The sequence below is a fragment of the Polymorphobacter sp. genome (assembly GCF_048007885.1).
Taxonomy (GTDB): domain Bacteria; phylum Pseudomonadota; class Alphaproteobacteria; order Sphingomonadales; family Sphingomonadaceae; genus Sandarakinorhabdus.
This window is the reverse complement of sequence record NZ_CP180346.1, coordinates 2,707,511-2,730,431: the sequence shown is the minus strand read 5'-3', so window position 1 is coordinate 2,730,431 and position 22,921 is coordinate 2,707,511. Positions and strand designations below refer to the sequence as shown.

The window sequence follows — 22,921 nt, the reverse complement described above, 5'->3', positions numbered from 1 at the left end:
TCTGAGGGAGACGGTCATGAACATGGGTCTGATTCGCGCGAGTGCGCTGGCGGGTGTGGCGGGCATGCTGATGCAGGTGCCGGCCTTTGCGCAGGAAGTGGCACCGGGTGCCGAAGACACGGGCGAGATCCTGGTCACCGCGCGCCGCGGCGCCGAGCGTCTGATCGACGTGCCGGCTTCGGTCAGCGTGCTTTCGGCCGAAGCCATCCAGCGCACCGGCGTCGTCCGAGCGCAGGACTTTCTTCAGCTTACCCCGGGCGTGACCATCGTCACCGGCACGGCGGAAGCGGGCGACACCCAGGTCAACATTCGCGGCATCAACGGCGCGCGTGACGCGGAAAGCTCGGTGGCGCTGGTCGTCGACGGCATTCTCAAGACCAATGTCGCCCAGCTCAACCAGAACCAGGGCACGCTGCGCCAGATCGAAGTGCTGAAGGGCCCGCAGGGCGCGCTCTACGGCCGCAACGCCGCTGCCGGCGCCATCGTCATCAACACGCTGAAGCCGGGTGACCGCTTCGAGGGCGGCGTGCGCGCCTCCTACGGCGAGCTGGAGACGGCGGAAGTCAACGGCTATATCGCCGGGCCGCTGGCGAATGGTCTGGGCTTTGTGCTGTCGGGCAACTACCGCACCACCGACGGCTTCTGGCGCAACGAATTCCTCGATGAGAACGTCGTCGACAATCAGGAGACCTGGGGCGTTGACGGGCGCGTTGTGGCCGAGATGGGTGCCTCCACGCTTGATGTGAAGGCGCGCTATGCCAAGCTGACCGGCGCCTCGATCAACTACAACACCTCGTTCCAGCTGCCCAATTTCGCTGGCGTCGACCCGGCCTTTTATGAGGACGTGAACGAGCACCCCTTCCGCTATTATTCCAACATCCGCCCGATCAACGAGCAGCGGACGTGGGAAGTCTCGGCCAAGTACGACCTTGAGCTCGAGACGGTGAAATTCTCGGCCTGGGCGCAATATGCCGATGTCGAGCAGCTGCTGATCGCTGACGGCACCTCGGCGGACTTTGCCCGCTACACCTTCCCCGGCGCCACGTCGGACAGCATTGCCGCGTCGAACGCCTGCTTCGCCTCGACAGCGGAGCTGACCGGCTTTCCGCTCAATGCGCCGACCTTTGTCGGCAATGTGCCGACACCGTTCATCTTCGATCCGGCCAATGGCTCGACCTTCGGTGCCTTCTCGCCCTCGACCTGCGACGGCACCCAGCTGCAGATCCGCAATCAGAAGGATTTCTCGGCCGAAGTCCGGCTGGCCTCCAACGAAGATGGCCCGCTCAGCTGGTCGCTCGGTGGCTATTTCCTCAACATCAAGCGCGAAACCGGCGTCAGCCTCGGCGCCGACCTCGGCCAGGGCGCCCTGCGCACCCTCTACAATGCGCCCGGCACGATCAACCCGACCAGCCAGCTGTTCAACGACCGGTTCGACACCGATGTCTGGGCGGCCTTCGGCTCGGTGGATTGGGAAGCGACCGACCGGCTGAAGCTGGGCGTTGCACTGCGTTATGACCTTGAAGCGCGTGATGCGCGCAACCTGGTGCCGTTCGTCACCGATCCGATCACCGGCGGGCCGATCAACCCCGGTCAGGTCAATGGCCCGATCCCGCCGACGAGCGCCAGCTTCGGCCAGCTCCAGCCCAAGATCACGCTGAGCTACGAAATCGCCGACAATGCGGTCGCCTATGCCAACTGGGGCGTGGGCTTCAAGTCGGGCGGTTTCAACAATCAGGGCTCGGCGGCGATCGTCGACCAGAACTTCAACGTGCCGGGCATCGATGCCGGCGTGACCATCTCCGACCTGTATCGCAAGGAGCGGTCGAGCGCGTTTGAAGCCGGCCTCAAGGGCTCGCTGTTCAACGACCGGGTGACCTTCGATCTCGCCGGCTATTATACCGAGATCCGCGACATGCAGTTCTTCGAGTTCTTCGTCGGCTCGTTCGGCCTGCTGCGCGTCGTCTCCAACATCGACAAGGTCGAGGTCTATGGCGCTGAAGCGAACCTCAACGCGACCATCGTTGATGGCTGGAGCGTGTTCGGCTCGGCCAACATCAACGAGAGCGAGATCAAGGCCAATGCCTCGCGGCCCGGCACGGTGGGCAACAACAGCCCCTACACCGCCGATTACACGATCAACATCGGCACCCAGGCCGTTGTCCCGCTGACCGACGGTCTGCGCGGCACCCTGCGCGCTGACTGGCGGATCACCGGCCCGACCTGGTTCCACTCGGTGCAGGACAATGAGCAGGCGACGATCTTCAGCCAACTGCTGCCGATCTCGGCGCTGGAGCTGCCGGGCTTTGTCGGCAACAGCCGCTTCGACCGGGCGCAGCGCGACACCTTCGACACGGTCAACCTGCGCATCGGGCTGGAAGGCGACGGCGGCTGGACGCTGACCGCCTTTGCCAACAACCTTTTCGACGAGCAGTTCGTCAACGAAGTCATCCCGGCCATCGAGTTCGGCGGCTCGTTCATCTCGCCGGGCCAGCGCCGGGTGATCGGCGTGGAAGCCGGGTTTAATTTCTAAGCCAAGGCGGCCGGTGCGAACGGAGTTCGCACCGGACTTGCCGCAGCGCTCGGCCAGCGAGGCGGACAGCCCCGCTGGCCGACCTCGTCTGACGTCAAGCGCGGGCTTTGCCCGCGCCCCCGCCCCACCCTCTCACTTGCCCGAAAACACCGCCGGCCGCTTCTGCAGGAACGCACTCACCCCTTCAGCGAAATCGGCGCTGCGGCCCGCAGCAAGCTGGTTCTGCCGCTCGACCATCAGCGCCTCGGTCAGCGGCTTGTCGAGGCAGGCGCGAAGGCCCTGCCGGATCAGCGCATAGGCACGGGTGGGCCCTTGCGCCAGCTTGCGGGCGAGCGCGCCGGCCTCGTCCATCAGCGCGTCGGGCGCGGTCACCTTGTAGATCAGCCCCCAATCGAGCGCCTGGGCGGCGGGAATGCGCTCGCCCAGCATCATCATCGCCTGTGCGCGGGCGCGGCCGGCAAGGCGCGGCAGCATCCAGGTGCTGCCGACATCAGGCACCAAGCCGATATTGACGAACGCCTGCAGGAAATAGGCGTTTTCGGACGCCAGCACGATGTCCCCAGCCAGCGCATAGGAGCAGCCCGCCCCCGCCGCCGGGCCATTGACTGCGGTGATGAACGGCACCGGCAGCGCGAACAGCCGCTCGAGCAGCGGGTTGAAATGGGTTTCCAGCACCTTGCCGGCGTCTGGCGGGCCGCTTGACGCCGCCCCGCCGCCCGCACCGCCGCCCGACAGATCAGCGCCCGAACAAAAGGCCCGGCCAGCACCAGTCAGGAGCAGGCAACGCGCCGTGCCTTCGTCACGCACCCGGTCGACCGCGTCGATCATCTCCGAGATCACGCCGACATGCAGCGCGTTGAGCTGCGCGGGGCGGTTGATGGTGAGGGTCGCCACGCCGTCGGCTTCCTCGAAGAGAATATGCTCATAGGCCATGTCTGCGGCTCCTTGGTGATTGCAGATCCTGTTGTGGTCGCTCCGGCGCGCCGGGGGAAGTGGTGCTTTTGGGGGGTCAGTAATAAGAGCAATGCGCCGGCACGCCGAGCGCGACGGGGCGAAAGACCAGATACTTCCGTTCCAGAAGCGAGGGCTCCGGCGCTTTTGCAAGAATGTCAGCCGCGCGCATCGGACCATGGACCACGCCCTGCGCCCGGTAGCTCACCACCGCATCGGGATATTCGGCGAGCAGGCTGTAGAAATGCTTCGGCACCAGCCCGTCGCGCCCCTCCTCGGCGATGAACGCCAGCTGCGGATGGCCGCGCGCCGAGAGCGGGATGATGACCTCGTCCAGATTGCCGAACGGCCCCGGCGCATGGCTGAGCAGCAGATGGTTGTTGCGTCCGGCCTCGACACGCAGATTGGAGAACATGGCAATGGTCTGCCCGGTCTTGAGCCCGGCATAGGGCGACAGGCAATTGAGGAAGAAGAGCAGGCTGATGAGATTTCAGCGGGGCCAGCCGCGACCAGAGCAAGGGTTCGGCTGCGCCCTCATCCGCCGCGCCGTGGCGCGCAATGGCATAGACCGGCAGCGCCACCAGCGCGAGCCAGAGCAGGCCGACGACGCTGTTGCGCCCCTGCGCCGCCGCCAGCGCCATGATCGCCAGCAGCAGCACCACGGCGATGATCCCGAGCGGGCGCGCGAGCATGCGCGCATAGATCTGCCAGGCTGCGCTTTCGGTGATCCGCTTCGCTGCCGCCGGGCTGATGAACAGCAGGTGCAGCACCACCGCCAGCATCGAGAAGGTGGCGTAGAGCTGGTAATCACTGAGCGCCAGCAACGCATGAAAGCTGATGCCAAGCACGATCCCCAGCCCCCGCCAGCGCGGCACCAGCAGCATCACCAGCACCGCGCCCTCGGCGGCGAAGGTGCCGTAGATAGCGAGCGTGCGCATCAGCGGCCCGTCGAGTGCGGCGAGCGGGGCGGGCATCTGCTGCCACAGCACCACCGCACAGCTGACCGCGGGATCGAGAAAGTCGGTGTTGATCTTGTGGAAGATGCCGAACACATACATCGTCAAAAGGAGTGCCCGGCCGATCGGCCGCACATCGGCAAAGAAGCGGGTGAAGGCGCTGCCGGCCAGCCATTGCCACAGCCCGGCCGCCAGAAAGGCCAGGCTGAGCATGGCGCGGATGATGCTGTGGTTGGAGCCGACCGGGGCATGCAGCCAGCTGTCAAGCGCGGCCACCAGAATGAGCAGCACCAGCCCCGGCCGCCAGCGCGGGGCCAGGAACACCGCCAGGCCGAGCAGCAGCAGCGGCACGGTGGTGGGGATGAAGACCAGCGGCTTGTAATCGAAGACATAGATATAGACGTCGAGCACCGAATAGAGGCCGAGCATCCGCGTGAACATGTCGAGCGCTGCGCGCTCGCCCACATCATCCACGCGGAAGCCCTTGCGCCCCATGAAGAACAGCGCCGCATTGCGCCCGGCGCGCAGCAGCGGATAGAGCAGCCGCGCCAGCCATTCGACCCCTAGCAGCGTGGCGGCGATCCGGTTGAGCACGCCGCTGCGGCTGCTCATCAGGCTGATCACATGCACCGCCTCGGCGCCGTGATAGAGCCGCCCACCGGTCTCGACGATCATGCCCTCGTCAAGATCGAGCCCCAGCGCTTCAAACCGCGCGCGCGCGTCAGGATGGTCGCGCAGATTGGCGAGGCGAACCGGGCCGGCGGCCTCGCGCAGCCGGACCATCGCCACATAGCGGGCGCAAAAGGGGCAGTCGCCGTCATAATGAATGGCGAGCGACACCGCCGGCTCAGCGCAGTTCGGGCAGGATTTCGGCGAGCGCCGCCAGGCATGCGCGCGCCAGCGCCTGGCTCCGCGCCGGCGACCAGCCGGCCACGGCGTCGGGATTGTCGTCATGGTCCTTGAACGGCATCTCCAGCGTCATCGCCAGGCAGCCGAAGCGATTGGCCAGCTGGTTGGTGCTCATCGCCAGATTGGCCTTGCCGGGCGCGGACGCCGGATAGCCGATGCGCGTCTGGAAATCGGGCGTGATCCCGGCCAGCACCGTCTTGTAGCGCGCCAGCAGCGCCAACTGGCGCTCGGTGATGTTGGGAATGCCCTCGAAGCCAGCGATGAACACCTGCGGGATGGCCTCGTCACCGTGCACATCGATGGCGAAATCAACCCCGGTCTCCGCCATCGCCGCCAGCGCCGCCAGCACTTCGGGGCTGCGCGCAGCACTCGGGGCCGCCCATTCGCGGTTGAGATTGACGCCGGCGGCGTTGGTGCGCAGATGGCCGCGCCGGCTGCCGTCTGGGTTCATGTTGGGAATGCAGTGGAAGGTTGCACCTGCGCGCAGCTGCTGCGCCAGCGGGTCATCCCGATCGCTCAGCCATTCGAGCGCGCCCTCCATCCACCATTCGGCCATGGTCTCGCCAGGGTGCTGCCGGGCATAGAGCCAGCATTGCAGCGGCCCCTCGCCAATGCTCAGGCAATCCATCGGCTGGCCCTCAAGGCTGTGCCCCAGCACCCGCGCGCGCACGCCCGGCCGCCCGCCGATACGCGCCACGAGATCATGGTGACGCTCGATGCTGTAGGGCGCGAAATAGGCCAGCCAGACATGGTCATGCAGCGGCGTGACGCTGATCGTCAGCGTGCCGTCCTCATAACGGCTGGGCGCGCGCAACCACTGCTCGCGGTCGTGGCTGATGACCGCCTGATAGCCGGGCCAGCCGCCCGGATAGGCGCTGGCCGCCAGCCCGGTGATGCGCAGCGTGCAGGCCTGCCCGCGCGCGCCCGACAGGCGAAAATGAAACCATTGAAAAAACTCGCTGTGCGCATCCTTGCGGATCTGAAGCTCGATGTCGTCCGGCGCGCCTGCGCGAACAACCTCGATATTGCCGCCATCGAAGGCGGCCGAAATGTCGAGGCTCATTGCGTCGGCACCTGCACCATCTGTCCCGACGGGCCGGGGAAGCCGGCAAACAGCGCCCGCGCCAGCCCCGGCAGCGGATTCTCCGCCTTGGCGTTGGTGATGCGCGAGGCTCGCCCCTCCCACACCACTTTGGCGTCATCGCGCGTGCGGATATCAAGGATCAGCAGCGTCGTACGGATGGTGTCGCCCGGCCGGTCACGCCCCACCGGCACATTGACACTGCCGCCAATGCCGACATTGCGCCCACCTGTCGCCGCGCCGATGCCGACGCTGAACGGGCTCTGCTTGGGCGGCCCCTGCTGGCTCGTCTCATCCACCCGGAAGGTCGCCACATAGACGCTGCTGGCCGTGTCGACCGGGCGGAACCCCAGCCCCTCAAGCTCGGTGGCAATCGCAGCGCTGGCGGCGCGGATGTTCAGCTCGGTGGCAATGTCGGTGGGCGGGGCAACGACCTGCACCGTGCCGCGCGAAATCGGCTGGCCCAGGTGAAAGCGCGTGACATCGGCCATCGGCGGGCTCGATACACAGCCACCCAGCACCAGCGCGGCAAGAATGAAGACGGGAGAGCGCATGGCAAGGCCTCGGTTTTTCATTGACTCCGACAGACCCCTTGTGTAGCCGCCCCTCTTCGCACGTGCCACCGATTTTGCCAAAGAAGGCCAGCCATGAAGATCCGTAACAGCCTCAAGTCGCTGAAGGGCCGCCACCGCGATTGCCAGATCGTGCGTCGCCGTGGTCGCACCTATGTGATCAACAAGACCAACCGCCGGTTCAAGGCGCGCCAGGGCTGAACCCCCCAATGGCCGGCCTTCGGGCGGTCGTCTTCGATGTCGGCAATGTCCTTTACGGCTGGGATATCGGCTGCCTCTACCGCAAGCTGATCGATGATCCCGCGCGTCTCGCGCACATCCTCACCCGCGTCATCACCCCCGAATGGCACTTCCAGCATGACGCCGGCCGGCCGTTTGCCGAAACCTCGGCCGAACTCATCGCCCGCTTCCCCGATCACGAAGAGCTGATCCGCCTCTACGCACCCCGCTGGCTCGAAACCATCTCCGGCCCCGTGCCCGGCATGCTCGACCTCGTCGAACACCTCGCCGCGCGCGGCGTGCCCCTCTACGCCATCACCAACTTCTCCGCCGAATTCTGGCCCCGCTTCCGCCAGACCGCCCCCATATTCGACCTGTTCGAAGACATCATCGTCTCAGGCGCGGAACAGCTGGTAAAACCCGACCCCGCCATCTACCGGCTCGCCCTCCAGCGCTTCAACCTCGCGCCGGGCGAGGCCCTGTTCATCGACGACCGCACCGAAAACATCCGCGCCGGCGAAGCCAACGGCTTCCCCGGCCACCTCTTCTCAGGCGCCGCCCGACTGCGCACCCGGCTGGAAGCCGAGGGGCTGCTTTAGTCAGAAGGGCCTCCGGCGGGCGAGAATTGCCTCCGGCGGCTGGGGGCGACGCCCCCAGCCGCCGGAGGCCCTTTCTACACCCCTCAATAGCCCTTCAGTTCATCCCCGGTCAGCTGCACCACATGGATAACGTTGGTGGTGCCGGGTGTGCTGAACGGCACGCCGGCGATCAGCACCAGCGTATCATCGGCCGCGCCCAATTTGGTGCGCAGCGCCATGCGGCGGGATTTGGCGACCATTTCCTCGAAGCTTTCGACGTCGCGGGTGGTGACGGCATGCACGCCCCAAGTCAGCGCCATGCGGCGTGCGGTGCTGGCGCGCGGCGTCAGGCAGAGGATGGGGACGAGCGGGCGTTCGCGCGCGGCGCGCAGCGCGGTGCTGCCGGTGATGGTGAAGCAGGTGATAGCGGCGGCGCGCGTCTGGGCGGCGATGGCGGCAGCGGCGCTGGAGATGGCAGAGGCGGTGCTGCTGCCCTGCGCCACTTCGGTGAAGCGGACGCGCGCATGATAGCCGGGGTCAGCCTCGACGGCGCGGGCTATGGCATCCATCATCGCCACCGCGGCGTGCGGATGCTTGCCCACGGCGGATTCGGCTGACAGCATCACCGCATCGGCGCCGTCATAGATGGCGGTGGCGACATCGGAGACTTCGGCGCGGGTCGGCGTGGGCGCGTCGATCATCGATTTCGAGCATTTGCGTCGCGACCACCACCGGCTTGCCGGCCTCGCGCGCGGCCGCCACGATCGCCTTTTGCGCCGGCGGCACGTGTTCGGGCGGCAGCTCCACGCCAAGATCACCGCGCGCCACCATCACCGCGTCGGCCTCCTGCAATATGTCGGCAAGGCAAGAGAGGGCCGCGGGCTTCTCGATCTTGGCGAGCAGCGCCGCGCGCCCGCCGATGAGCGCGCGCGCCTCGGCCACATCGGCGGCGCGCTGGACGAAGCTCAGAGCGATCCAGTCAACCGACTGGGCCAGCGCAAAGGCAAGGTCGGCCCGGTCCTTGTCGGTGAGCGCGGGCAGCGGCACCACCACATCGGGCACATTCACCCCCTTGTTGTCGGAAATGGTGCCTGCCACCTCGACCGTGCAATCAATAGCGTCCTGCGAGGCCGCAGTCACGCGCAGCACGATGCGGCCATCATCGACCAGCAGCCGCGCGCCCGGCTGGAGCACGGCGAACAGCTCGGGATGCGGCAGCTGCACCCGCGCCGCATCACCGGGCGCGGGATCGGCATCAAGCCGGAAGGCCTGGCCCGCCACAAGCACAGCGCGGCCACTCGCGAAACTGCCGACCCGGAGCTTCGGCCCCTGCAAATCAGCCAGCACGGCAATCGGCCGGCCCGCCGCCTTTTCGGCCGCGCGCACCGCCGCGATCCGCCGGGCATGATCATCATGGCTGCCATGGCTCATATTGACCCGAAAGGCATCGGCCCCGGCCGCGATCAGCGCGGTGATCGCCGCCTCGCTATCGGCCGCCGGGCCAAGCGTGGCCAGAACCTTGACGCGTCTGGCGCGCGGTTGAAGATGATGAGCCATGGGCCCACCTTAAGGGCTGCAACAACCGCTGACCATGGGAGAGCGATCGATGGTGGATGTTTCCGACGAGGCCGTGCAGGCCGCCGCCTTCCGGCGGCTGGTGGCGCACCTCCGCCACCGCACCGATGTCCAGAATGTCGACCTGATGGCGGTCGGCGGCTTCTGCCGCAACTGCCTCGCCGACTGGCTGGCCGAAGCCGCCGCCGCCGCCGGCACGCCCGTCGACAAGGCCGCAGCACGTGAAGCCGTCTACGGCATGCCACAGGCAGAATGGAAAGACCGCTACCAGACCGAAGCCAGCCCCGAACAACTCGCCGCCATGGCCGCCAGCGTGGCCCGGAACGCGCATTGACATTGCTGGCAGCATCAAGGGCCTCCGGCGGCTGGGGCCTCAGGCCCCAGACCCCATCAGTGATGCTGGGCTGCACCTTCAAAAAATGCGCCAAGCGCCGCAGGCAATATATTGCGCGTGCCGCGCGGGCGCTGTCCTTGGAAAGTATATCCCATGCCGATGAATGGGGTCTGGGGGCGTCGCCCCCAGCCGCCGGAGGCCCCTTTAGCGGCTTCCTCAGCCGAGGGGCCTTGTCTTTATCGGCGGGAGGCGTAGCACGGGGCGGGCACGCGAATCTTGGGAGCGAACACGGGTGAACGAGAATGTTTCGGCAGCGCAGCTGCGTCTTTTCATCGAGCGGGTGGAGACGCTTGAGGAGGAGAAGGCGGCGATCGCTGATCAGATCAAGGATGTCTATGCCGAGGCCAAGGGCACCGGGTTTGACACCAAGACGATGAAGACGATTGTGCGGCTGCGCAAGATGGACGCCAATTCCCGGGCCGAGCAGGAGGCCCTGCTGGAGACGTACAAGACCGCGCTGGGTCTGGTGGACTGAAGGGGAGAGACGATGACGGTGACCGATCTGAAAATCTATGGCGGCCTGCTGTCGCCGTTCGTGCTGCGCCCGGTGCTGGCGGCGCGGGCCAAGGGCCATGAGCTGCCGGTCGAGAGTTTTCCCGGCGGCATCAAGTGCGATGAATATCTGGCGCTGACGCCCACCGGCAAGATGCCGCTGATGGTGCACGGCGACCTTGTGCTGCCCGAGAGCCAGCCGATCACCGACTATGTCGATGCCGTGCTGCCCGGCCCGGCGCTGCTGCCCGCCGACCCGGTCGAGGCCGCCCGGGTGCGGCTGCTGGTCCGGATCGCCGATGTCTATATGGTGCCGCATCTGGGCGGGCTTTTTGCTGCTCAGTCGAAGCCTGAGGGTGTGCCCGCGGCCATGGCGGGCATGGCGGCTGCGCTTGCCTATTTCGAGCATTTCCGCGATCCGGCGCATGACTATGCCTATGGGGACAGCTTCACCCAGGCCGATGCAGCGATGATCCCGCTGTTCTTCTTCCTCGATGCGCTCGACCGCGGGCTGGGCACCGCCAAGCTGCTCGAGGCTACGCCGGGACTGGCCGCATGGTGGACACGCGCCAAGGCGAGCGACATCGGCGCGCGCGCTGTGGCAGAACAGGCCGAGGGCCTGAAGGCGATGATGGCCGCACGCGGCTGATCACGATATAAGTGCGAAAGGGGAGAGACGCATGGACGTTCGTCTGACGATCAACGGGGAGGCACGCGAGGCGGAGGTGCCGGGCGGCACGCTGCTCGTCGAGCTGCTGCGCGACACGCTGGAGATGACCGGCACCCACATCGGCTGTGACACCAGCCAGTGCGGGGCCTGCAACGTGATGCTGGACGGGGTGGTGGTGAAGAGCTGCACCGTGCTGGCCGCCCAGGCCAATGGCGCCAGCGTCACCACCATCGAGGGGCTGGCGAACGGCGAGGCGCTGCATCCCATGCAGGCGGCGTTCAAGGCCGAACATGGCCTGCAGTGCGGCTTCTGCACGCCCGGCATGGTGATGGCCGGCCTCGAGATCGTCCGCCGCCACGGCACCAATGTCAGCGCCGAGCAGGTCGCTCATGATCTTGAGGGCAATCTCTGCCGCTGCACCGGCTATATCAACATCATCAAGGCCATTGTGGCCGGCGCCCGCGCGATGGCGGCAGATACGGGGGGGAGACGGCTCATGCGTGATTTCGACTATCAGAAGCCGGCGAGCGTCGCTGAAGCCGTGGCCGCCTTCGCCAGCGCCAATGCCAGTGACGGCGGGGCGGCCTATCTCTCCGGCGGCCACACGCTGCTGCCCGCGATGAAGAGCCGGCTGCGCATGCCCGACACGATCATCGACCTCGCCGGCCTGCCCGGCCTCAAGGGCGCGACCCGCGACGGCGACCGGCTGTGGATCGGCGCGCTCACCACCCATGCCGCCGTGGCCGAAGACAGCACCGTCAAGGCGGCTGTCCCGGCCATTGCCAAGGCGGCGCTCGGCATCGGCGACCAGCAGGTGCGCAACCGCGGCACGCTCGGCGGGGTGCTCGCCAACAACGACCCGGCGGCTGACTATCCCGCCGTGGCGCTGGGCCTTGATGCCGTAATCGAGACCGATCGCGGCGCCCATGCGGCGGACGATTATTTCCAGGGCATGTTCGCCACCGCGCTCGACGAGGGCGAAATCATCACCCGTATCGGCTTCCGCGTGCCGCGCCGCGCCGCCTATGCCAAGTTCCGTCACCCGGCCTCGCGCTACGCGATTGTCGGCGTGATGGTCGCGCAGTTCGATGACGGCGTGCGTGTGGCCGTCACCGGTGCCGGGCCGGGTGTGTTCCGCTGGCCCGAAGCCGAGGCCGCGCTTGCCGGCAATTTCTCCGTCGATGCGGTCAACGGGCTGGTGCCTGACGCCAGCGACCTCAACACCGACATTCATGCCGGGCCTGAGTATCGCGCCCATCTGTGCGGCGTGATGCTGGCAAAGGCGGTCACGGAGGCGGCATGATCATCAGCACCACCCACACCATCGAGGGCCGCCGCATCGTCGAGCATCTCGGCGTGGTGGCGGGCGAGGCGATCATGGGCGCCAACATCTTCCGCGATTTCTTCGCCGGCATCCGCGACATCGTCGGTGGCCGCGCTGGCAGCTATGAGCAGGTGCTGCGCAAGGGCCGCGACCAGGCCACCGCCGAAATGGTCGCCGAGGCCGAAGCGCGCGGCGCCAACGCCATTGTCGGCGTCGATCTCGATTACACCACGCTCGGCGCCAGTGAATCGATGATCATGGTGGCGCTGTCGGGAACCGCTGTCAAACTCGAGTAAGTTGCGCAGCCGCGTTCGGCTGGCGTAAGGGCTGAGCCAGAGTTCACAAGCTGACGGGACCCCATGGCCGGCCATTCCAAATTCAAGAACATCATGCACCGCAAGGGCGCGCAGGACAAAAAGCGCTCTGCCCTTTTCTCCAAGCTCTCGCGCGAGATCACGGTCGCGGCCAAGATGGGCCTGCCCGACCCGGCGATGAACGCCCGGCTGCGCGCCGCCGTGCTCACCGCGCGCGCCGGCGGCATGCCCAAGGACAATATCGAGCGCGCCATCAAGAAGGCCGAGGGCAGCGACGGCGAGAATTACGAGGACATCCGCTATGAGGGTTTCGGCCCCGGCGGCGTCAGCCTGATCATCGAGACGCTGACCGACAATCGCAATCGCACCGCCACCAATGTGCGCACCATCGTCATGAAGAACGGCGGCAATCTCGGCGCATCCGGCTCCGTCAGCCATGGCTTCGAGCGCATGGGGCTGATCTCCTATCCCGCCAGCGCCGGCTCGCCCGACGCGGTGTTTGAAGCCGCACTTGAAGCCGGCGCCGAGGATGTCCAGTCGAGCGAGGACGGCCATGAGATCTGGACCGCCGTCGATGCGCTGCACGAAGTTGCCAAGGCGCTGGAAGCGACGCTGGGCGAAGCCGAGGGCACCAAGCTCGCCTGGCGGCCCGGCACCATGGTCAGCGTCGGCGCGGGCGACGCCGCCCAGCTGATGAAGCTCATCGACGCGCTCGACGAGGATGACGATGTGCAGACCGTCTGGGGCAATTATGACGTGCCCGATGATGTGCTCGAGGGGCTTGGTTGATCCGCATCCTCGGTCTTGACCCGGGGCTGGCGGCCACCGGGTGGGGCGTGGTGATGGCAGACGGCAACCGGCTGCGCCACGGCGGCCACGGCACGGTGAAAACACCGGCCGCGGCCCCGCTGGCCGAACGGCTGGCGGCGCTCTACGATGGGCTGATGGGTGTGATGGCAGAGCAGGCGCTGGATGAAGCGGCAGTCGAGGAAGTGTTCGTCAATGCCAATCCGCAATCCACGCTCAAGCTCGGCCAGGCGCGCGGCGTCGTGCTGCTGGCGGCGGGCAAGGGCGGGCTGATGGTCCATGAATATGCCACCCGCGCGGTCAAGAAGGCGCTCACCGGCACGGGGGCGGCCGAAAAGCCGCAGGTGCAGGCGATGGTCGAGCGGCTGCTGGGCGGGGTGAAGGTCAGCGGCGCCGACGCCGCCGATGCGCTGGCGGTGGCCATTGCGCACGCCCATCTGCGGACCAGCATCCGATGATCGCCCGGCTGCGCGGCCTGCTCAATTCGGTAGCGGCCGAGGCCTGTGTCGTCGATGTGAACGGGGTCGGCTATCTGGTCAGCGCCAGCGCCCGCACCCTTGAGCGGCTGGGCAGCCCCGGCAGCGCGGTCGCGCTCCACATTGAAACCCAGGTGCGCGAGGATGCCATTCAGCTGTTCGGCTTTCTGAGCGAGGCCGAGCGGGACTGCTTCCGCCTGCTCACCAGCGTGCAGGGGGTCGGCGGCCGCGTCGCGCTCGCCATTCTCTCGGTGCTGGGGCCGGACGAGCTGGCCCATGCGGTGGCCAGCGCCGACACCGCCTCGATCGCGCGCGCCAATGGCGTGGGGCCAAAGCTCGCCGGTCGCATCGCCAATGAGCTGAAGGGCAAGTTCGGTGCGGTCGCACTCGGCATAGGCGCGCCGCTCCCCGTCGCCAGCGCCAGCGCCAGCGCCGTGCGTGACGCGATGGAGGCCCTCGCCGGGCTCGGCTTCCGCCCCATGGACGCCAGCCGCGCGGTCGCCGCCGCTGCCGCCGAACTGGGCGATGAGGCCGAGGTCAGCGCGCTGGTGCGGCTCGCGCTGAAGAAGAGCGCGAAATGAGCGGCCCACTCGATCCGCTGCGCAAGGTTGACGACATCGACGCGGCGCTCCGCCCCAAGTCGCTCGCGGAGTTCGTCGGCCAGGCGCAGCTCCGGGCCAACCTCGGCGTGTTCGTGTCCGCGGCGCGCGGGCGCGGCGAGGCGATGGACCATGTGCTGCTGCACGGCCCGCCGGGGCTGGGCAAGACCACGCTGGCGCAGATCGTCGCCAATGAGCTGGGCGTGGGCTTTCGCGCCACCTCCGGCCCGGTCATCGCCAAGGCTGGTGATCTGGCCGCGCTGCTCACCAATCTCGAACCGCATGATGTGCTGTTCATCGATGAGATCCACCGCCTTGCGCCGGCGGTCGAGGAAATTCTCTATCCGGCGATGGAAGACCGGGTGCTGGACATCATGATCGGCGAAGGCCCCTCGGCGCGCTCGGTGCGCATCGACCTGCCGGCCTTCACGCTGGTCGGCGCCACCACGCGCGCCGGGCTGCTGACCACGCCGCTCAGAGACCGGTTCGGCATCCCGCTGCGGCTCAACTTCTATTCCGCCGAAGAGCTGGAGCAGGTCGTCACCCGCGCCGCCGCGCTGCTGGCGCTCCCCCTGACGCCAGAGGGCGCGCGCGAGATCGCCGGCCGCGCGCGCGGCACCCCGCGCATCGCCGGGCGGCTGCTGCGCCGCGTGCGCGATTTCGCCGCCGCTGACGGCACGGACATGGTTGATGCCCGCGCCGCCGACCGCGCGCTCTCCCGCCTCGAGGTGGACCGGCTCGGCCTTGATGCGATGGACCGCCGCTATCTGATGATGATCGCCGACCTTTACCGCGGTGGCCCTGTCGGCATCGAAACGCTCGCCGCCGGCCTGTCGGAAGCGCGCGACACGCTGGAGGAGGTCGTCGAGCCCTTCCTCATCCAGCAGGGGCTGGTGGCGCGCACCGCGCGCGGGCGGATGCTGAATGCGCCCGCCTGGGCGCATCTCGGCATCACGCCGCCCGCCGGCCAGCCCATGCAATTGCCGCTGCTGGATGACGACGGGCTGTAACGCGCACCCATTATCATGCGAACATGGGTTGAGAAGGAGACACCAGCGATGATGCAAATCCTGATGATGGCAGTCATGCTGCTGGCCGCCCCCGCGCTGGCGGCGATTCCCGATGCCGGAGACCGCGCGCCGCCGCTGGTCGCCACCGATCTCACCGGCAAGGCGCGCACCATCAGCAGCGTCGCTGGCCCCAAGGGCACGGTGCTGGTCTTCTTCCGCTCGGCCAGCTGGTGCCCCTATTGCAAGGCGCAGCTGATCGACCTCAACACCAACGCCGCCGAAACGCTGAAGGCGCGCGGCTATGCGCTCGTTGGCCTGAGCTATGATGCCCCCGATGTGCTGGCGAAGTTCGCTGCCGAGCGCGGGGTGAAATGGACCCTGCTTTCGGATCCGCAATCGAAGGTGATCGACGGCTGGGACCTGCGCGACCCGCAATATGGCCCCGGCAGCCGCGCCGAAGGCGTGCCGCGCCCGGCGATCTTCGTCATCGCCCCCGACGGGACCATCAAGGCCCGGCTGATGGAGGAGAGCTACCGCGACCGGCCGCAAATCGAAGCGGTGCTGGCAGCGGCGCCATAATCCGGGCTTCTCGCGCACTGGACAGGCTGGCGCTTGAAGTTTGCGCAGGCAAGCGGCATGAGGCGCAGCCATGAGCACAGCGCCGCGCACCCTTTACGCCAAGATCTGGGATGATCACGTCGTCGAAACCCTGGAAGACGGCACCAGCCTGATCTTCATCGACCGTCACCTGATCCATGAAGTCACCACCCCGCAGGCCTTTGAGGGCCTGCGCCTGGCCGGCCGCAAGCTGCGCCGCCCCGATCTCACGCTCGCCGTGCCCGATCACAATGTGCCCACCACCAGCCGCAAGCTGCCGGTCAAGGACCCGATGTCCAAGGCCCAGCTTGATCTTCTCTATGCCAATTGCGCCGAATTCGGTGTCGAGCTGATCGCCGTCGACGCGCCCGAGCAGGGCATCGTCCATGTCATCGGCCCCGAGCAGGGCTTTACGCTTCCGGGCGTCACCATCGTCTGCGGCGACAGCCATTCCGCCACCCACGGCGCCTTCGGGGCGCTGGGCTTCGGCATCGGCACCAGCGAGGTCGAGCATGTGTTCGCCACGCAAACGCTGCTGCTCCGCAAATCAAAGGCGATGCAGGTCCATGTCACAGGCAGCCTCGGCTTCTCGGTCAGCCCCAAGGATCTGACCATGGCCATCATCGGCAAGCTCGGCACCGCCGGCGGCACCGGCTATGTCATCGAATATACCGGGCCAGTGATCGAGGCGATGAGCATGGAAGGCCGCATGACCGTCTGCAACATGGCGATCGAGGCGGGCGCGCGCGCCGGCATCATCGCCGTTGACGACAAGACCATCGATTATGTGCGCGGCCGCCCGCGCGCGCCCACCGGCGATGATTGGGACAAGGCGGAAGCCTGGTGGCGCACGCTGCGCACCGATCCCGGCGCCGTCTATGACAAGGTCATCGAGATCGACGCCAGCGCCATCGCGCCGCTGGTCACCTGGGGCACCAGCCCCGAAGACGTGCTGCCGATCACCGGCAGCGTGCCCGCGCCCGAAAGCTTCGCTGATGCCACCAAGCGCGAAGCGGTGAAGAAGTCGCTCGACTATATGGGCCTCACCCCCGGCACCGCGCTCGACAGCCTGGACGTGCAGAATGTCTTCATCGGCTCCTGCACCAACAGCCGCATCGAGGATTTGCGCATCGCCGCCGAAGTCGCGAAGGGCCGCAAGGTCGCCGCCCATGTCAAGCAGGCGCTGGTCGTGCCGGGATCGGGCCTCGTCAAGGCCCAGGCCGAAGCCGAGGGCCTCGACAAGATCTTCATAGAAGCTGGCTTCGAATGGCGCGAGCCCGGCTGCTCGATGTGTCTTGGCATGAACCCCGACCAGGTGCCCGCCGGCGAACGCTGCGCGTCGACCTCCAACCGCAATTTCGTCGGCCGTCAGGGCGTCGGCGCCCGCACCCATCTCGTCTCGCCCGCCATGGCGGCGGCCGCGGCGGTGACGGGGCGGCTGACGGATGTGCGGGAGCTTGTGGGGCGCTAGAGCCCGCTCAGCTCCTGACCAGCACCGGGTCGAGCACCGTGTCGCGGGCCTCGGCCAGCGTCTCGGGATAGTCGGTGGTGAAATGCAGGCCCCGGCTTTCCTTGCGCGCGCGCGCCGAACGCACGATCAGGTCGGCCACGGTGACGAGGTTGCGCAGTTCGATGAGATCAGGCGTCACCCGGAAATTGCCGTAATAATCCGCCACTTCCTTGCGCAGCAGCTTGACCCTGTGCGCGGCGCGCTCCAGCCGCTTGTCGGTGCGCACGATGCCGACATAGTCCCACATGAAGCGCCGGAGCTCGGCCCAATTGTGCGAGACCACCACTTCCTCGTCCAAATCGGTCACCCGGCTTTCGTCCCATTCGCGCACCCGGGGCAGCGCCGCATCGCCGGTCGCCGTCGCGGCAATGTCATCGGCGGCAGCCTGACCAAAGACCAGACATTCGAGCAAAGAGTTGGACGCCAGCCGGTTGGCGCCGTGCAGGCCCGATTGCGTCACCTCGCCGGCCGCCCATAGCCCCGGCAGGTCGGTGCGGCCGGCGAGATCCACCATCACGCCGCCGCAGGTGTAATGCGCCGCCGGCACCACCGGGATCGGCTCGATGGTGCAGTCAATGTCCAGCTCCAGAAGCCGGGCATGGATCATCGGGAAATGACCGCGCACGAAATCGGGCGCCAGATGCGTCATATCGAGCAGCACATGGCTCAAGCCGTGGCGCTTCATCTCGGCATCGATGGCACGCGCCACCACATCGCGCGGCGCCAGTTCCAGCCGCTTGTCAAGGCGCTTCATGAAGCGCTCGCCGCTCGGCAGCAGCAGCCGCCCGCCCTCGCCGCGCAGGGCTTCCGAAATCAGGAAGTTCTTGACCCTCGGGTGATAGAGGCAGGTCGGGTGAAACTGGTTGAACTCCATGTTCGACACCCGGCAGCCCGCCCGCCACGCCATGGCGATGCCGTCCCCGGTCGAGCCATCGGGGTTGGTGCTGAACTGATAGACGCGCGACGCGCCGCCCGTTGCCAGCACCACCGCGCGCGCCACATAGCGGCGCACCCGCCGGCTCTCGACATCAAGGGCATAGACCCCGTGGCAACGGCGCGTGGCAAAGCGCTCGCCCTCGACATGGCGCTCGGTGATCAGGTCCAGCGCCACCTGTCCGGGGATCAGCGTGATACCCGGATGCGCGCTCGCCGCCCGGTGCAGCGCCTGCTGCACCGCCCAGCCGGTCGCATCATCGACATGCACGATACGGCGGTGGCTATGGCCGCCCTCGCGCGTCAGGTGCCAGCGGTTGGCCGCATCCTCACCGGGGTTGAAGGGCACGCCAAGCGCGGCCAGCCGGTCGATGGCGGCGGCCGCATTCTCCACCACATGCTCCACGCTGGCGCGGTGGTTCAGCCCCGCGCCCGCCACCATCGTGTCCTCGATATGGCTCTCGTAAGTGTCGCCCGCCTCCAGCACGGAGGCAATCCCGCCCTGCGCCCAGGCGGTCGACCCGGCATCGACATCGCCCTTGGCCAGCACCGCCACCTTGAACCGCGCCGCCAGGTTGAGCGCTGCAGTCAGGCCGGCCGCGCCCGAGCCGATGACGATCACATCATGGGCATAGGGGTCATGCGGGGCGCGCTTGGTCATGCCGGAGCGGAGGCGACCGAGGGGGACGTCAGTTTTAGAAAGACGTCTTCAAGGTCGGCGTCCTGCGTCGAGACATCGACCACGGCCAGCCCGGCGCCGGTCAGCGCCGCCAGAATCTCGCCCGCCGTCTGGCGTCGCTTGTCATAGGTCAGCGTCAGCATATGGCCGCCCGCATCAAGCACCGCCTTGCACGGCAGCCCGCCGGGCGCTGTCTCCAGCCGGTCCGCCAGCGTCACCACCAGCTGCTTGTCGCCAGCCTCGGCCAAAAGCGAGCGCGTGTCGGCATTGGCCACCACCCGGCCATGGTTGATGATGGCAATACGGTCGCACAGCTCCTCGGCTTCTTCCAGATAATGCGTCGTCAGCACGATTGTCGTGCCGAGCGCATTCAATTCGCGCACATAATCCCAAAGCTGGGCGCGCAGCTCGATATCCACGCCCGCCGTCGGCTCATCAAGCACCAGCACCGGCGGATTGTGCACCAGCGCCTTGGCCACCAGCAGCCGCCGCTTCATCCCGCCCGAAAGCGTGCGGCTATAGGCATGCGCCTTGTCCTCCAGCCGCACCGCGCGCAGCAGCTCCATCGAGCGGCGCTCTGCCTTCGGCACGCCGAACAGCCCCGCCTGCAGCTCCAGCGTCTCGAACGGCGTGAAAAACGCGTCGAAAATGATCTCCTGCGGCACGATGCCGATCGAGCGCTTGGCGTTGCGCGGCTGCTGGTCGATGTCAAAGCCCCAGATCCGCGCGCTGCCGCCGGTCTTGTTCACCAGCCCGGCCAATATGTTGATGGTCGTCGATTTGCCCGCGCCATTGGGGCCGAGCAGGCCGAAGATGCTGCCGCGCGGCACCTCAAGATCAATGCCGTGCAGCGCGACCTTGCCGCCCGCATAGGTCTTCTCAAGTCCGCGTATCTCGATGGCCGCTTCGCTCATGGCTCCGGCCTAGCCGCTCGCCCGCCCGCCCGCAAGCAGCGGCGCGTTGACGCCGCCACTGTATAGGGGCAATAAGACAGCCATGTTCTCCGGTGACAAACCGATCTACCTGCAAATCCGTGACCGCATCGTCGCGCGCATCCTCGATCAGGGTGACGGCGCGCTGCTGCCCTCGGTCCGCGCGCTGGCCGCCGAAGCCCGGGTCAATCCCTTGACCGTCGCCAAGGCCTATCAGGAGCTCCAGAGCCTCGGTCTCGTCATCGCCCGCAAGGGCGTCGGCCTCTACGCCGCCGACGGCGCCGCCGCCCGGCTCCTCGCCAGCGAACGCAGCCGCTTCATCGAGGAAGAATGGCCCCGCGTGCGCACCCGCATGCGCGAGCTCGGCCTGTCGCTCGAAGACCTGACCGCCTGACCGCGCCAAGGGTGGAGCCAGAAGGGCCTCCGGCGGCTGGGGGCGACGCCCCCAGACCCCATCCGTGGCGTGGCCCTGACGGTCATCATTCGTCGAAAGCCCAGGCAAGGGGTCTGGGGGCGTCGCCCCCAGCCGCCGGAGGCCCCTTTCCCCAGCTAAAGCGCCACATCGGCCGGCAGCGGCGACGGGCCGACCAGGCGTTCATGGATGTGAAGCGCGTAGCGGTCGGTCATGCCGGCGACGAAATCGCCGATATGGCGGGCGCGGGCGGGCTCTTCGGCGGGCAGCGTCTCCAGCCAGTCGGGCGGCAGGGCGTCGGGCTGGCCGTGGAGCGCATGGAAGACGGCGGCGACGACTTGCTGCGAGGGGTCGCGCAGGGCGCTGACGCGGGGGTGACGATACATGCGGCTGCGCAGGAACTGCTTCAGTGCGGCGGTTTCGCTGGCCATGGCCGGGGACAGGGCGATGAGCGGGCGGCCGGCGGCGCGCACTTCGGCGGCCGAGGCCGGGGCGGCGGCGGCGATGTTGGCGCGGCTTGTTTCCAGCAGGTCATCGGTCATCCGGCCGATCTGGGCGCGCACCAGCTCGGGCACGAGGCGGCGGCGCGCCGAGACACCGGGCCAGCGCGCCTTCACCTCGCCGAGCGTATCGGCGACGAAGGGCACGGCGGCGGCGACATCTTCGAGCGCGAACAGCCCGGCGCGGATGCCGTCATCAAGGTCGTGATTGTCATAGGCGATGTCATCGGCAAGGGCGGCCACCTGCGCTTCCAGGCCGGCATGGGTCTGGAGGTCGAGCGGCCAGTCGGCATCGGCTTCGGTCATCGCCCAGCCCGGTGCTGCAATCGGGCCATTGTGCTTGGCCAGGCCCTCCAGCGTCTCCCAGCAGAGGTTGAGCCCGTCCCAGCCGGGGTAGCGACATTCAAGCCTTGTGACGATCCGCAACGTCTGGGCGTTGTGATCAAAGCCGCCATAGGGGGCCATGGCCTCCTGCAGCGCATCCTCGCCGCTATGGCCGAAGGGCGGGTGGCCAAGGTCGTGCGCCAGCGCCAGCGCCTCGGTCAGGTCTTCATCAAGGCCAAGCGCGCGGGCCAGCGTGCGGGCGATCTGCGCCACTTCAAGGCTGTGCGTCAGCCGCACGCGGAAATGGTCACCGTCAGGCGCCACGAACACCTGCGTCTTGTAGCGCAGCCGGCGGAAGGCGGTGCTGTGGATGATGCGGTCGCGGTCACGCTGGAAGGGCGCGCGCGTGGCGCTGGCGGGCTCGGCGTGGCGGCGGCCCCGTTCGGGGCGCGTGGCATAGGGGGCGGGCAAGGGGCTCTCCGGCGGCTCGGGTCAGCCCTGCTTTAGAGGCTCGTCCCAGTCCTTGGCCATCCTCGGCGTGTCGGGGATGGTCTTCGAATAGCGCGGCGCGGGCGCGGGCTGCATGACGCCGTCCACCTCGATGAAGGTCTGGCGCGCGGCATTGTGCGGGTGTGTGGGCGCTTCCGCCATCGACAGCACGGGCGCGAAGCAGACATCGGTCATTTCCATGAGCGCGCACCATTCATCGCGGCTTTTCGTCTTGAACAGCGCGGTCAGCTTGGCCTTCAGCGCCGGCCATTGGCGCTGGTCCATCTGGGCGTCGAAGTCCGGGTCGTCGGCAAGGCCGGCGCGCGCCCGCAGCTCGGCATAGAATTGCGGCTCAAGGCTGCCGATGCTGATGAACTTGCCGTCGGCGGTCTCATAGCTGTCGTACATGTGGGCGCCGGTATCGAGCAGGTTGACGCCGCGCTCGTCGCGCCAGATGCCATTGGCGCGAAAGCCCCAGATCATGCTCATCAGCGTGGCCGCGCCATCTGTCATGGCGCAGTCGATCACCTGTCCCTCGCCGGTCTTCTGAGCGTGCAGCAGCGCGCTGACCATGCCGAAGGCGAGCATCATGCCGCCGCCGCCAAAGTCTCCGACCATGTTGATCGGCGGGGTGGGCTTTTCGCCGGCCCGGCCATAGGCGTGAAGCGCGCCGGCGAGTGCGATATAGTTGATGTCGTGGCCTGCCGCCTGGGCATAGGGGCCGCTCTGCCCCCAGCCGGTCATCCGGCCGATGACCAGCGCCGGATTGGCAGCATGCAGCGCATCCGGGCCAAGCCCCAGCCGCTCGAGCACGCCCGGGCGAAAGCCCTCGATCAGGCCGTGCGCGGTCTTGGCCAGCTCCAGCACGCGGGCCACGCCTTCGGCTGACTTCAGGTCCAGCGCCATCATCCGGCGCGAACGCAGCAGCGGATCGCGCCCATCGAGCCGCGCGCCGGGCCGCTCGATGCGGATCACCTCCGCGCCGTGATCGGCGAGCATCATCCCGGCGAAAGGGCCGGGGCCGATGCCGGCGAGCTCGATGATGCGGATGCCGTGAAGCGGACCTGGCATGAAAAGCCTCCTTTGTT

At 67.6% G+C, this 22,921-nt stretch carries 23 protein-coding genes and 1 pseudogene; 15 read left to right on the top strand and 9 right to left on the bottom strand.

Translation table 11 applies throughout. The annotated features are described in order from the left end of the window. Window positions 1-16: 16 nt before the first annotated feature. Window positions 17-2,530 carry a TonB-dependent receptor gene (locus ACMVO5_RS13245; protein ID WP_416907960.1) on the top strand — a complete coding sequence of 838 codons (2,514 nt, stop codon included), beginning with the start codon at window positions 17-19 and terminating at the stop codon, window positions 2,528-2,530. A gap of 132 nt (window positions 2,531-2,662) precedes the next feature. On the opposite strand, the gene ACMVO5_RS13240 is transcribed toward ACMVO5_RS13245, so the two are convergent. From ACMVO5_RS13240 to ACMVO5_RS13225, 4 genes are all read right to left on the bottom strand, one after another. Continuing rightward, a complete protein-coding gene (locus ACMVO5_RS13240; RefSeq protein ID WP_416907959.1) occupies window positions 2,663-3,463 on the bottom strand; it encodes an enoyl-CoA hydratase-related protein in 801 nt (266 codons plus the stop codon). A 176-nt stretch (window positions 3,464-3,639) separates the two neighbouring features. Continuing rightward, a complete protein-coding gene (locus tag ACMVO5_RS13235; protein WP_416907958.1) occupies window positions 3,640-5,277 on the bottom strand; it encodes a DCC1-like thiol-disulfide oxidoreductase family protein in 1,638 nt (545 codons plus the stop codon). Between the two features lie 7 nt (window positions 5,278-5,284). Then, window positions 5,285-6,409, bottom strand: coding sequence for a M14-type cytosolic carboxypeptidase (locus ACMVO5_RS13230; RefSeq protein WP_416907957.1), 1,125 nt, complete (start codon window positions 6,407-6,409; stop codon window positions 5,285-5,287). Then, window positions 6,406-6,981: a DUF4136 domain-containing protein gene (locus tag ACMVO5_RS13225; protein ID WP_416907956.1), complete on the bottom strand. Its 576-nt coding sequence runs from the start codon at window positions 6,979-6,981 to the stop codon at window positions 6,406-6,408. Before ACMVO5_RS13225 ends, ACMVO5_RS13230 begins: the two co-directional genes overlap by 4 nt. Window positions 6,982-7,074: 93 nt before the next feature. On the opposite strand from ACMVO5_RS13225, the gene ykgO reads away from it, so the two are divergent. Both ykgO and ACMVO5_RS13215 read left to right on the top strand, forming a co-directional pair. Next, window positions 7,075-7,200, top strand: a complete 126-nt coding sequence (ykgO, locus tag ACMVO5_RS13220; protein ID WP_022679686.1) for a type B 50S ribosomal protein L36 — start codon at window positions 7,075-7,077, stop codon at window positions 7,198-7,200. 8 nt (window positions 7,201-7,208) lie between these two features. Continuing rightward, window positions 7,209-7,817, top strand: coding sequence for an HAD family hydrolase (locus ACMVO5_RS13215; RefSeq protein WP_416907955.1), 609 nt, complete (start codon window positions 7,209-7,211; stop codon window positions 7,815-7,817). 83 nt (window positions 7,818-7,900) lie between these two features. On the opposite strand, the pseudogene pyk reads toward ACMVO5_RS13215, so the two are convergent. Next, a pseudogene (gene pyk / locus ACMVO5_RS13210) lies at window positions 7,901-9,353 on the bottom strand (pyruvate kinase). A 34-nt stretch (window positions 9,354-9,387) separates the two neighbouring features. On the opposite strand from pyk, the gene ACMVO5_RS13205 reads away from it, so the two are divergent. From ACMVO5_RS13205 to leuC, 11 genes are all read left to right on the top strand, one after another. Beyond that, window positions 9,388-9,705: a DUF1244 domain-containing protein gene (locus ACMVO5_RS13205; protein WP_416907954.1), complete on the top strand. Its 318-nt coding sequence runs from the start codon at window positions 9,388-9,390 to the stop codon at window positions 9,703-9,705. Window positions 9,706-9,997: 292 nt separating this feature from the next. Further along, a complete protein-coding gene (locus ACMVO5_RS13200) occupies window positions 9,998-10,240 on the top strand; it encodes a DUF2312 domain-containing protein (RefSeq protein WP_416907953.1) in 243 nt (80 codons plus the stop codon). A 12-nt stretch (window positions 10,241-10,252) separates the two neighbouring features. After that, entirely contained in the window at window positions 10,253-10,906 is a 654-nt protein-coding gene (locus ACMVO5_RS13195) for a glutathione S-transferase family protein (protein ID WP_416907952.1), read from the top strand. Between the two features lie 31 nt (window positions 10,907-10,937). After that, entirely contained in the window at window positions 10,938-12,230 is a 1,293-nt protein-coding gene (locus tag ACMVO5_RS13190) for an FAD binding domain-containing protein (protein WP_416907951.1), read from the top strand. Further along, a complete protein-coding gene (locus ACMVO5_RS13185) occupies window positions 12,227-12,547 on the top strand; it encodes a heavy metal-binding domain-containing protein (protein ID WP_416907950.1) in 321 nt (106 codons plus the stop codon). Before ACMVO5_RS13190 ends, ACMVO5_RS13185 begins: the two co-directional genes overlap by 4 nt. Window positions 12,548-12,610: 63 nt before the next feature. After that, window positions 12,611-13,354: a YebC/PmpR family DNA-binding transcriptional regulator gene (locus tag ACMVO5_RS13180; RefSeq protein ID WP_416907949.1), complete on the top strand. Its 744-nt coding sequence runs from the start codon at window positions 12,611-12,613 to the stop codon at window positions 13,352-13,354. Beyond that, a complete protein-coding gene (gene ruvC, locus ACMVO5_RS13175) occupies window positions 13,354-13,830 on the top strand; it encodes a crossover junction endodeoxyribonuclease RuvC (protein ID WP_416909383.1) in 477 nt (158 codons plus the stop codon). The genes ACMVO5_RS13180 and ruvC overlap by 1 nt, the downstream gene beginning before the upstream one ends. Further along, window positions 13,827-14,429, top strand: a complete 603-nt coding sequence (gene ruvA, locus ACMVO5_RS13170) for a Holliday junction branch migration protein RuvA (protein WP_416907948.1) — start codon at window positions 13,827-13,829, stop codon at window positions 14,427-14,429. Before ruvC ends, ruvA begins: the two co-directional genes overlap by 4 nt. Next, window positions 14,426-15,457: a Holliday junction branch migration DNA helicase RuvB gene (ruvB, locus tag ACMVO5_RS13165; protein ID WP_416907947.1), complete on the top strand. Its 1,032-nt coding sequence runs from the start codon at window positions 14,426-14,428 to the stop codon at window positions 15,455-15,457. The genes ruvA and ruvB overlap by 4 nt, the downstream gene beginning before the upstream one ends. A 48-nt stretch (window positions 15,458-15,505) precedes the next feature. After that, window positions 15,506-16,036: a peroxiredoxin family protein gene (locus ACMVO5_RS13160; RefSeq protein ID WP_416907946.1), complete on the top strand. Its 531-nt coding sequence runs from the start codon at window positions 15,506-15,508 to the stop codon at window positions 16,034-16,036. A gap of 70 nt (window positions 16,037-16,106) precedes the next feature. Further along, window positions 16,107-17,525 carry a 3-isopropylmalate dehydratase large subunit gene (leuC, locus tag ACMVO5_RS13155; RefSeq protein WP_416907945.1) on the top strand — a complete coding sequence of 473 codons (1,419 nt, stop codon included), beginning with the start codon at window positions 16,107-16,109 and terminating at the stop codon, window positions 17,523-17,525. Between the two features lie 7 nt (window positions 17,526-17,532). Here leuC and nadB read toward each other — a convergent pair whose 3' ends face one another. After that, the gene (nadB, locus tag ACMVO5_RS13150) at window positions 17,533-19,158 is read right to left on the bottom strand and encodes an L-aspartate oxidase (protein WP_416907944.1); all 1,626 of its coding nucleotides are present in this window, start codon (window positions 19,156-19,158) and stop codon (window positions 17,533-17,535) included. Continuing rightward, entirely contained in the window at window positions 19,155-20,090 is a 936-nt protein-coding gene (locus ACMVO5_RS13145) for an ABC transporter ATP-binding protein (protein WP_416907943.1), read from the bottom strand. The genes nadB and ACMVO5_RS13145 overlap by 4 nt, the downstream gene beginning before the upstream one ends. Before the next feature lie 82 nt (window positions 20,091-20,172). On the opposite strand from ACMVO5_RS13145, the gene ACMVO5_RS13140 reads away from it, so the two are divergent. Then, on the top strand, window positions 20,173-20,502 hold the full coding sequence (locus ACMVO5_RS13140; RefSeq protein WP_416907942.1) for a GntR family transcriptional regulator: 330 nt from the start codon (window positions 20,173-20,175) through the stop codon (window positions 20,500-20,502). Window positions 20,503-20,657: 155 nt separating this feature from the next. On the opposite strand, the gene ACMVO5_RS13135 is transcribed toward ACMVO5_RS13140, so the two are convergent. Together ACMVO5_RS13135 and ACMVO5_RS13130 are read right to left on the bottom strand one after the other, a co-directional pair. Further along, the gene (locus ACMVO5_RS13135; protein ID WP_416907941.1) at window positions 20,658-21,815 is read right to left on the bottom strand and encodes a deoxyguanosinetriphosphate triphosphohydrolase; all 1,158 of its coding nucleotides are present in this window, start codon (window positions 21,813-21,815) and stop codon (window positions 20,658-20,660) included. A gap of 21 nt (window positions 21,816-21,836) precedes the next feature. Then, window positions 21,837-22,904, bottom strand: coding sequence for a CaiB/BaiF CoA transferase family protein (locus ACMVO5_RS13130; RefSeq protein ID WP_416907940.1), 1,068 nt, complete (start codon window positions 22,902-22,904; stop codon window positions 21,837-21,839). Window positions 22,905-22,921: the final 17 nt, after the last annotated feature.

Bases quoted from the DNA above. Each gene is read 5' to 3' on its own strand.
- ACMVO5_RS13245 (WP_416907960.1), top strand. From the start codon at position 17: ATGAACATGGGTCTGATTCGCGCGAGTGCGCTGGCGGGTGTGGCGGGC.
- ACMVO5_RS13240 (WP_416907959.1), bottom strand. From the start codon at position 3,463: ATGGCCTATGAGCATATTCTCTTCGAGGAAGCCGACGGCGTGGCGACC.
- ACMVO5_RS13230 (WP_416907957.1), bottom strand. From the start codon at position 6,409: ATGAGCCTCGACATTTCGGCCGCCTTCGATGGCGGCAATATCGAGGTT.
- ACMVO5_RS13225 (WP_416907956.1), bottom strand. From the start codon at position 6,981: ATGCGCTCTCCCGTCTTCATTCTTGCCGCGCTGGTGCTGGGTGGCTGT.
- ykgO (WP_022679686.1), top strand. From the start codon at position 7,075: ATGAAGATCCGTAACAGCCTCAAGTCGCTGAAGGGCCGCCACCGCGAT.
- ACMVO5_RS13215 (WP_416907955.1), top strand. From the start codon at position 7,209: ATGGCCGGCCTTCGGGCGGTCGTCTTCGATGTCGGCAATGTCCTTTAC.
- ACMVO5_RS13205 (WP_416907954.1), top strand. From the start codon at position 9,388: ATGGGAGAGCGATCGATGGTGGATGTTTCCGACGAGGCCGTGCAGGCC.
- ACMVO5_RS13195 (WP_416907952.1), top strand. From the start codon at position 10,253: ATGACGGTGACCGATCTGAAAATCTATGGCGGCCTGCTGTCGCCGTTC.
- ACMVO5_RS13190 (WP_416907951.1), top strand. From the start codon at position 10,938: ATGGACGTTCGTCTGACGATCAACGGGGAGGCACGCGAGGCGGAGGTG.
- ACMVO5_RS13185 (WP_416907950.1), top strand. From the start codon at position 12,227: ATGATCATCAGCACCACCCACACCATCGAGGGCCGCCGCATCGTCGAG.
- ACMVO5_RS13180 (WP_416907949.1), top strand. From the start codon at position 12,611: ATGGCCGGCCATTCCAAATTCAAGAACATCATGCACCGCAAGGGCGCG.
- ruvA (WP_416907948.1), top strand. From the start codon at position 13,827: ATGATCGCCCGGCTGCGCGGCCTGCTCAATTCGGTAGCGGCCGAGGCC.
- ruvB (WP_416907947.1), top strand. From the start codon at position 14,426: ATGAGCGGCCCACTCGATCCGCTGCGCAAGGTTGACGACATCGACGCG.
- ACMVO5_RS13160 (WP_416907946.1), top strand. From the start codon at position 15,506: ATGATGCAAATCCTGATGATGGCAGTCATGCTGCTGGCCGCCCCCGCG.
- leuC (WP_416907945.1), top strand. From the start codon at position 16,107: ATGAGCACAGCGCCGCGCACCCTTTACGCCAAGATCTGGGATGATCAC.
- nadB (WP_416907944.1), bottom strand. From the start codon at position 19,158: ATGACCAAGCGCGCCCCGCATGACCCCTATGCCCATGATGTGATCGTC.
- ACMVO5_RS13145 (WP_416907943.1), bottom strand. From the start codon at position 20,090: ATGAGCGAAGCGGCCATCGAGATACGCGGACTTGAGAAGACCTATGCG.
- ACMVO5_RS13140 (WP_416907942.1), top strand. From the start codon at position 20,173: ATGTTCTCCGGTGACAAACCGATCTACCTGCAAATCCGTGACCGCATC.
- ACMVO5_RS13130 (WP_416907940.1), bottom strand. From the start codon at position 22,904: ATGCCAGGTCCGCTTCACGGCATCCGCATCATCGAGCTCGCCGGCATC.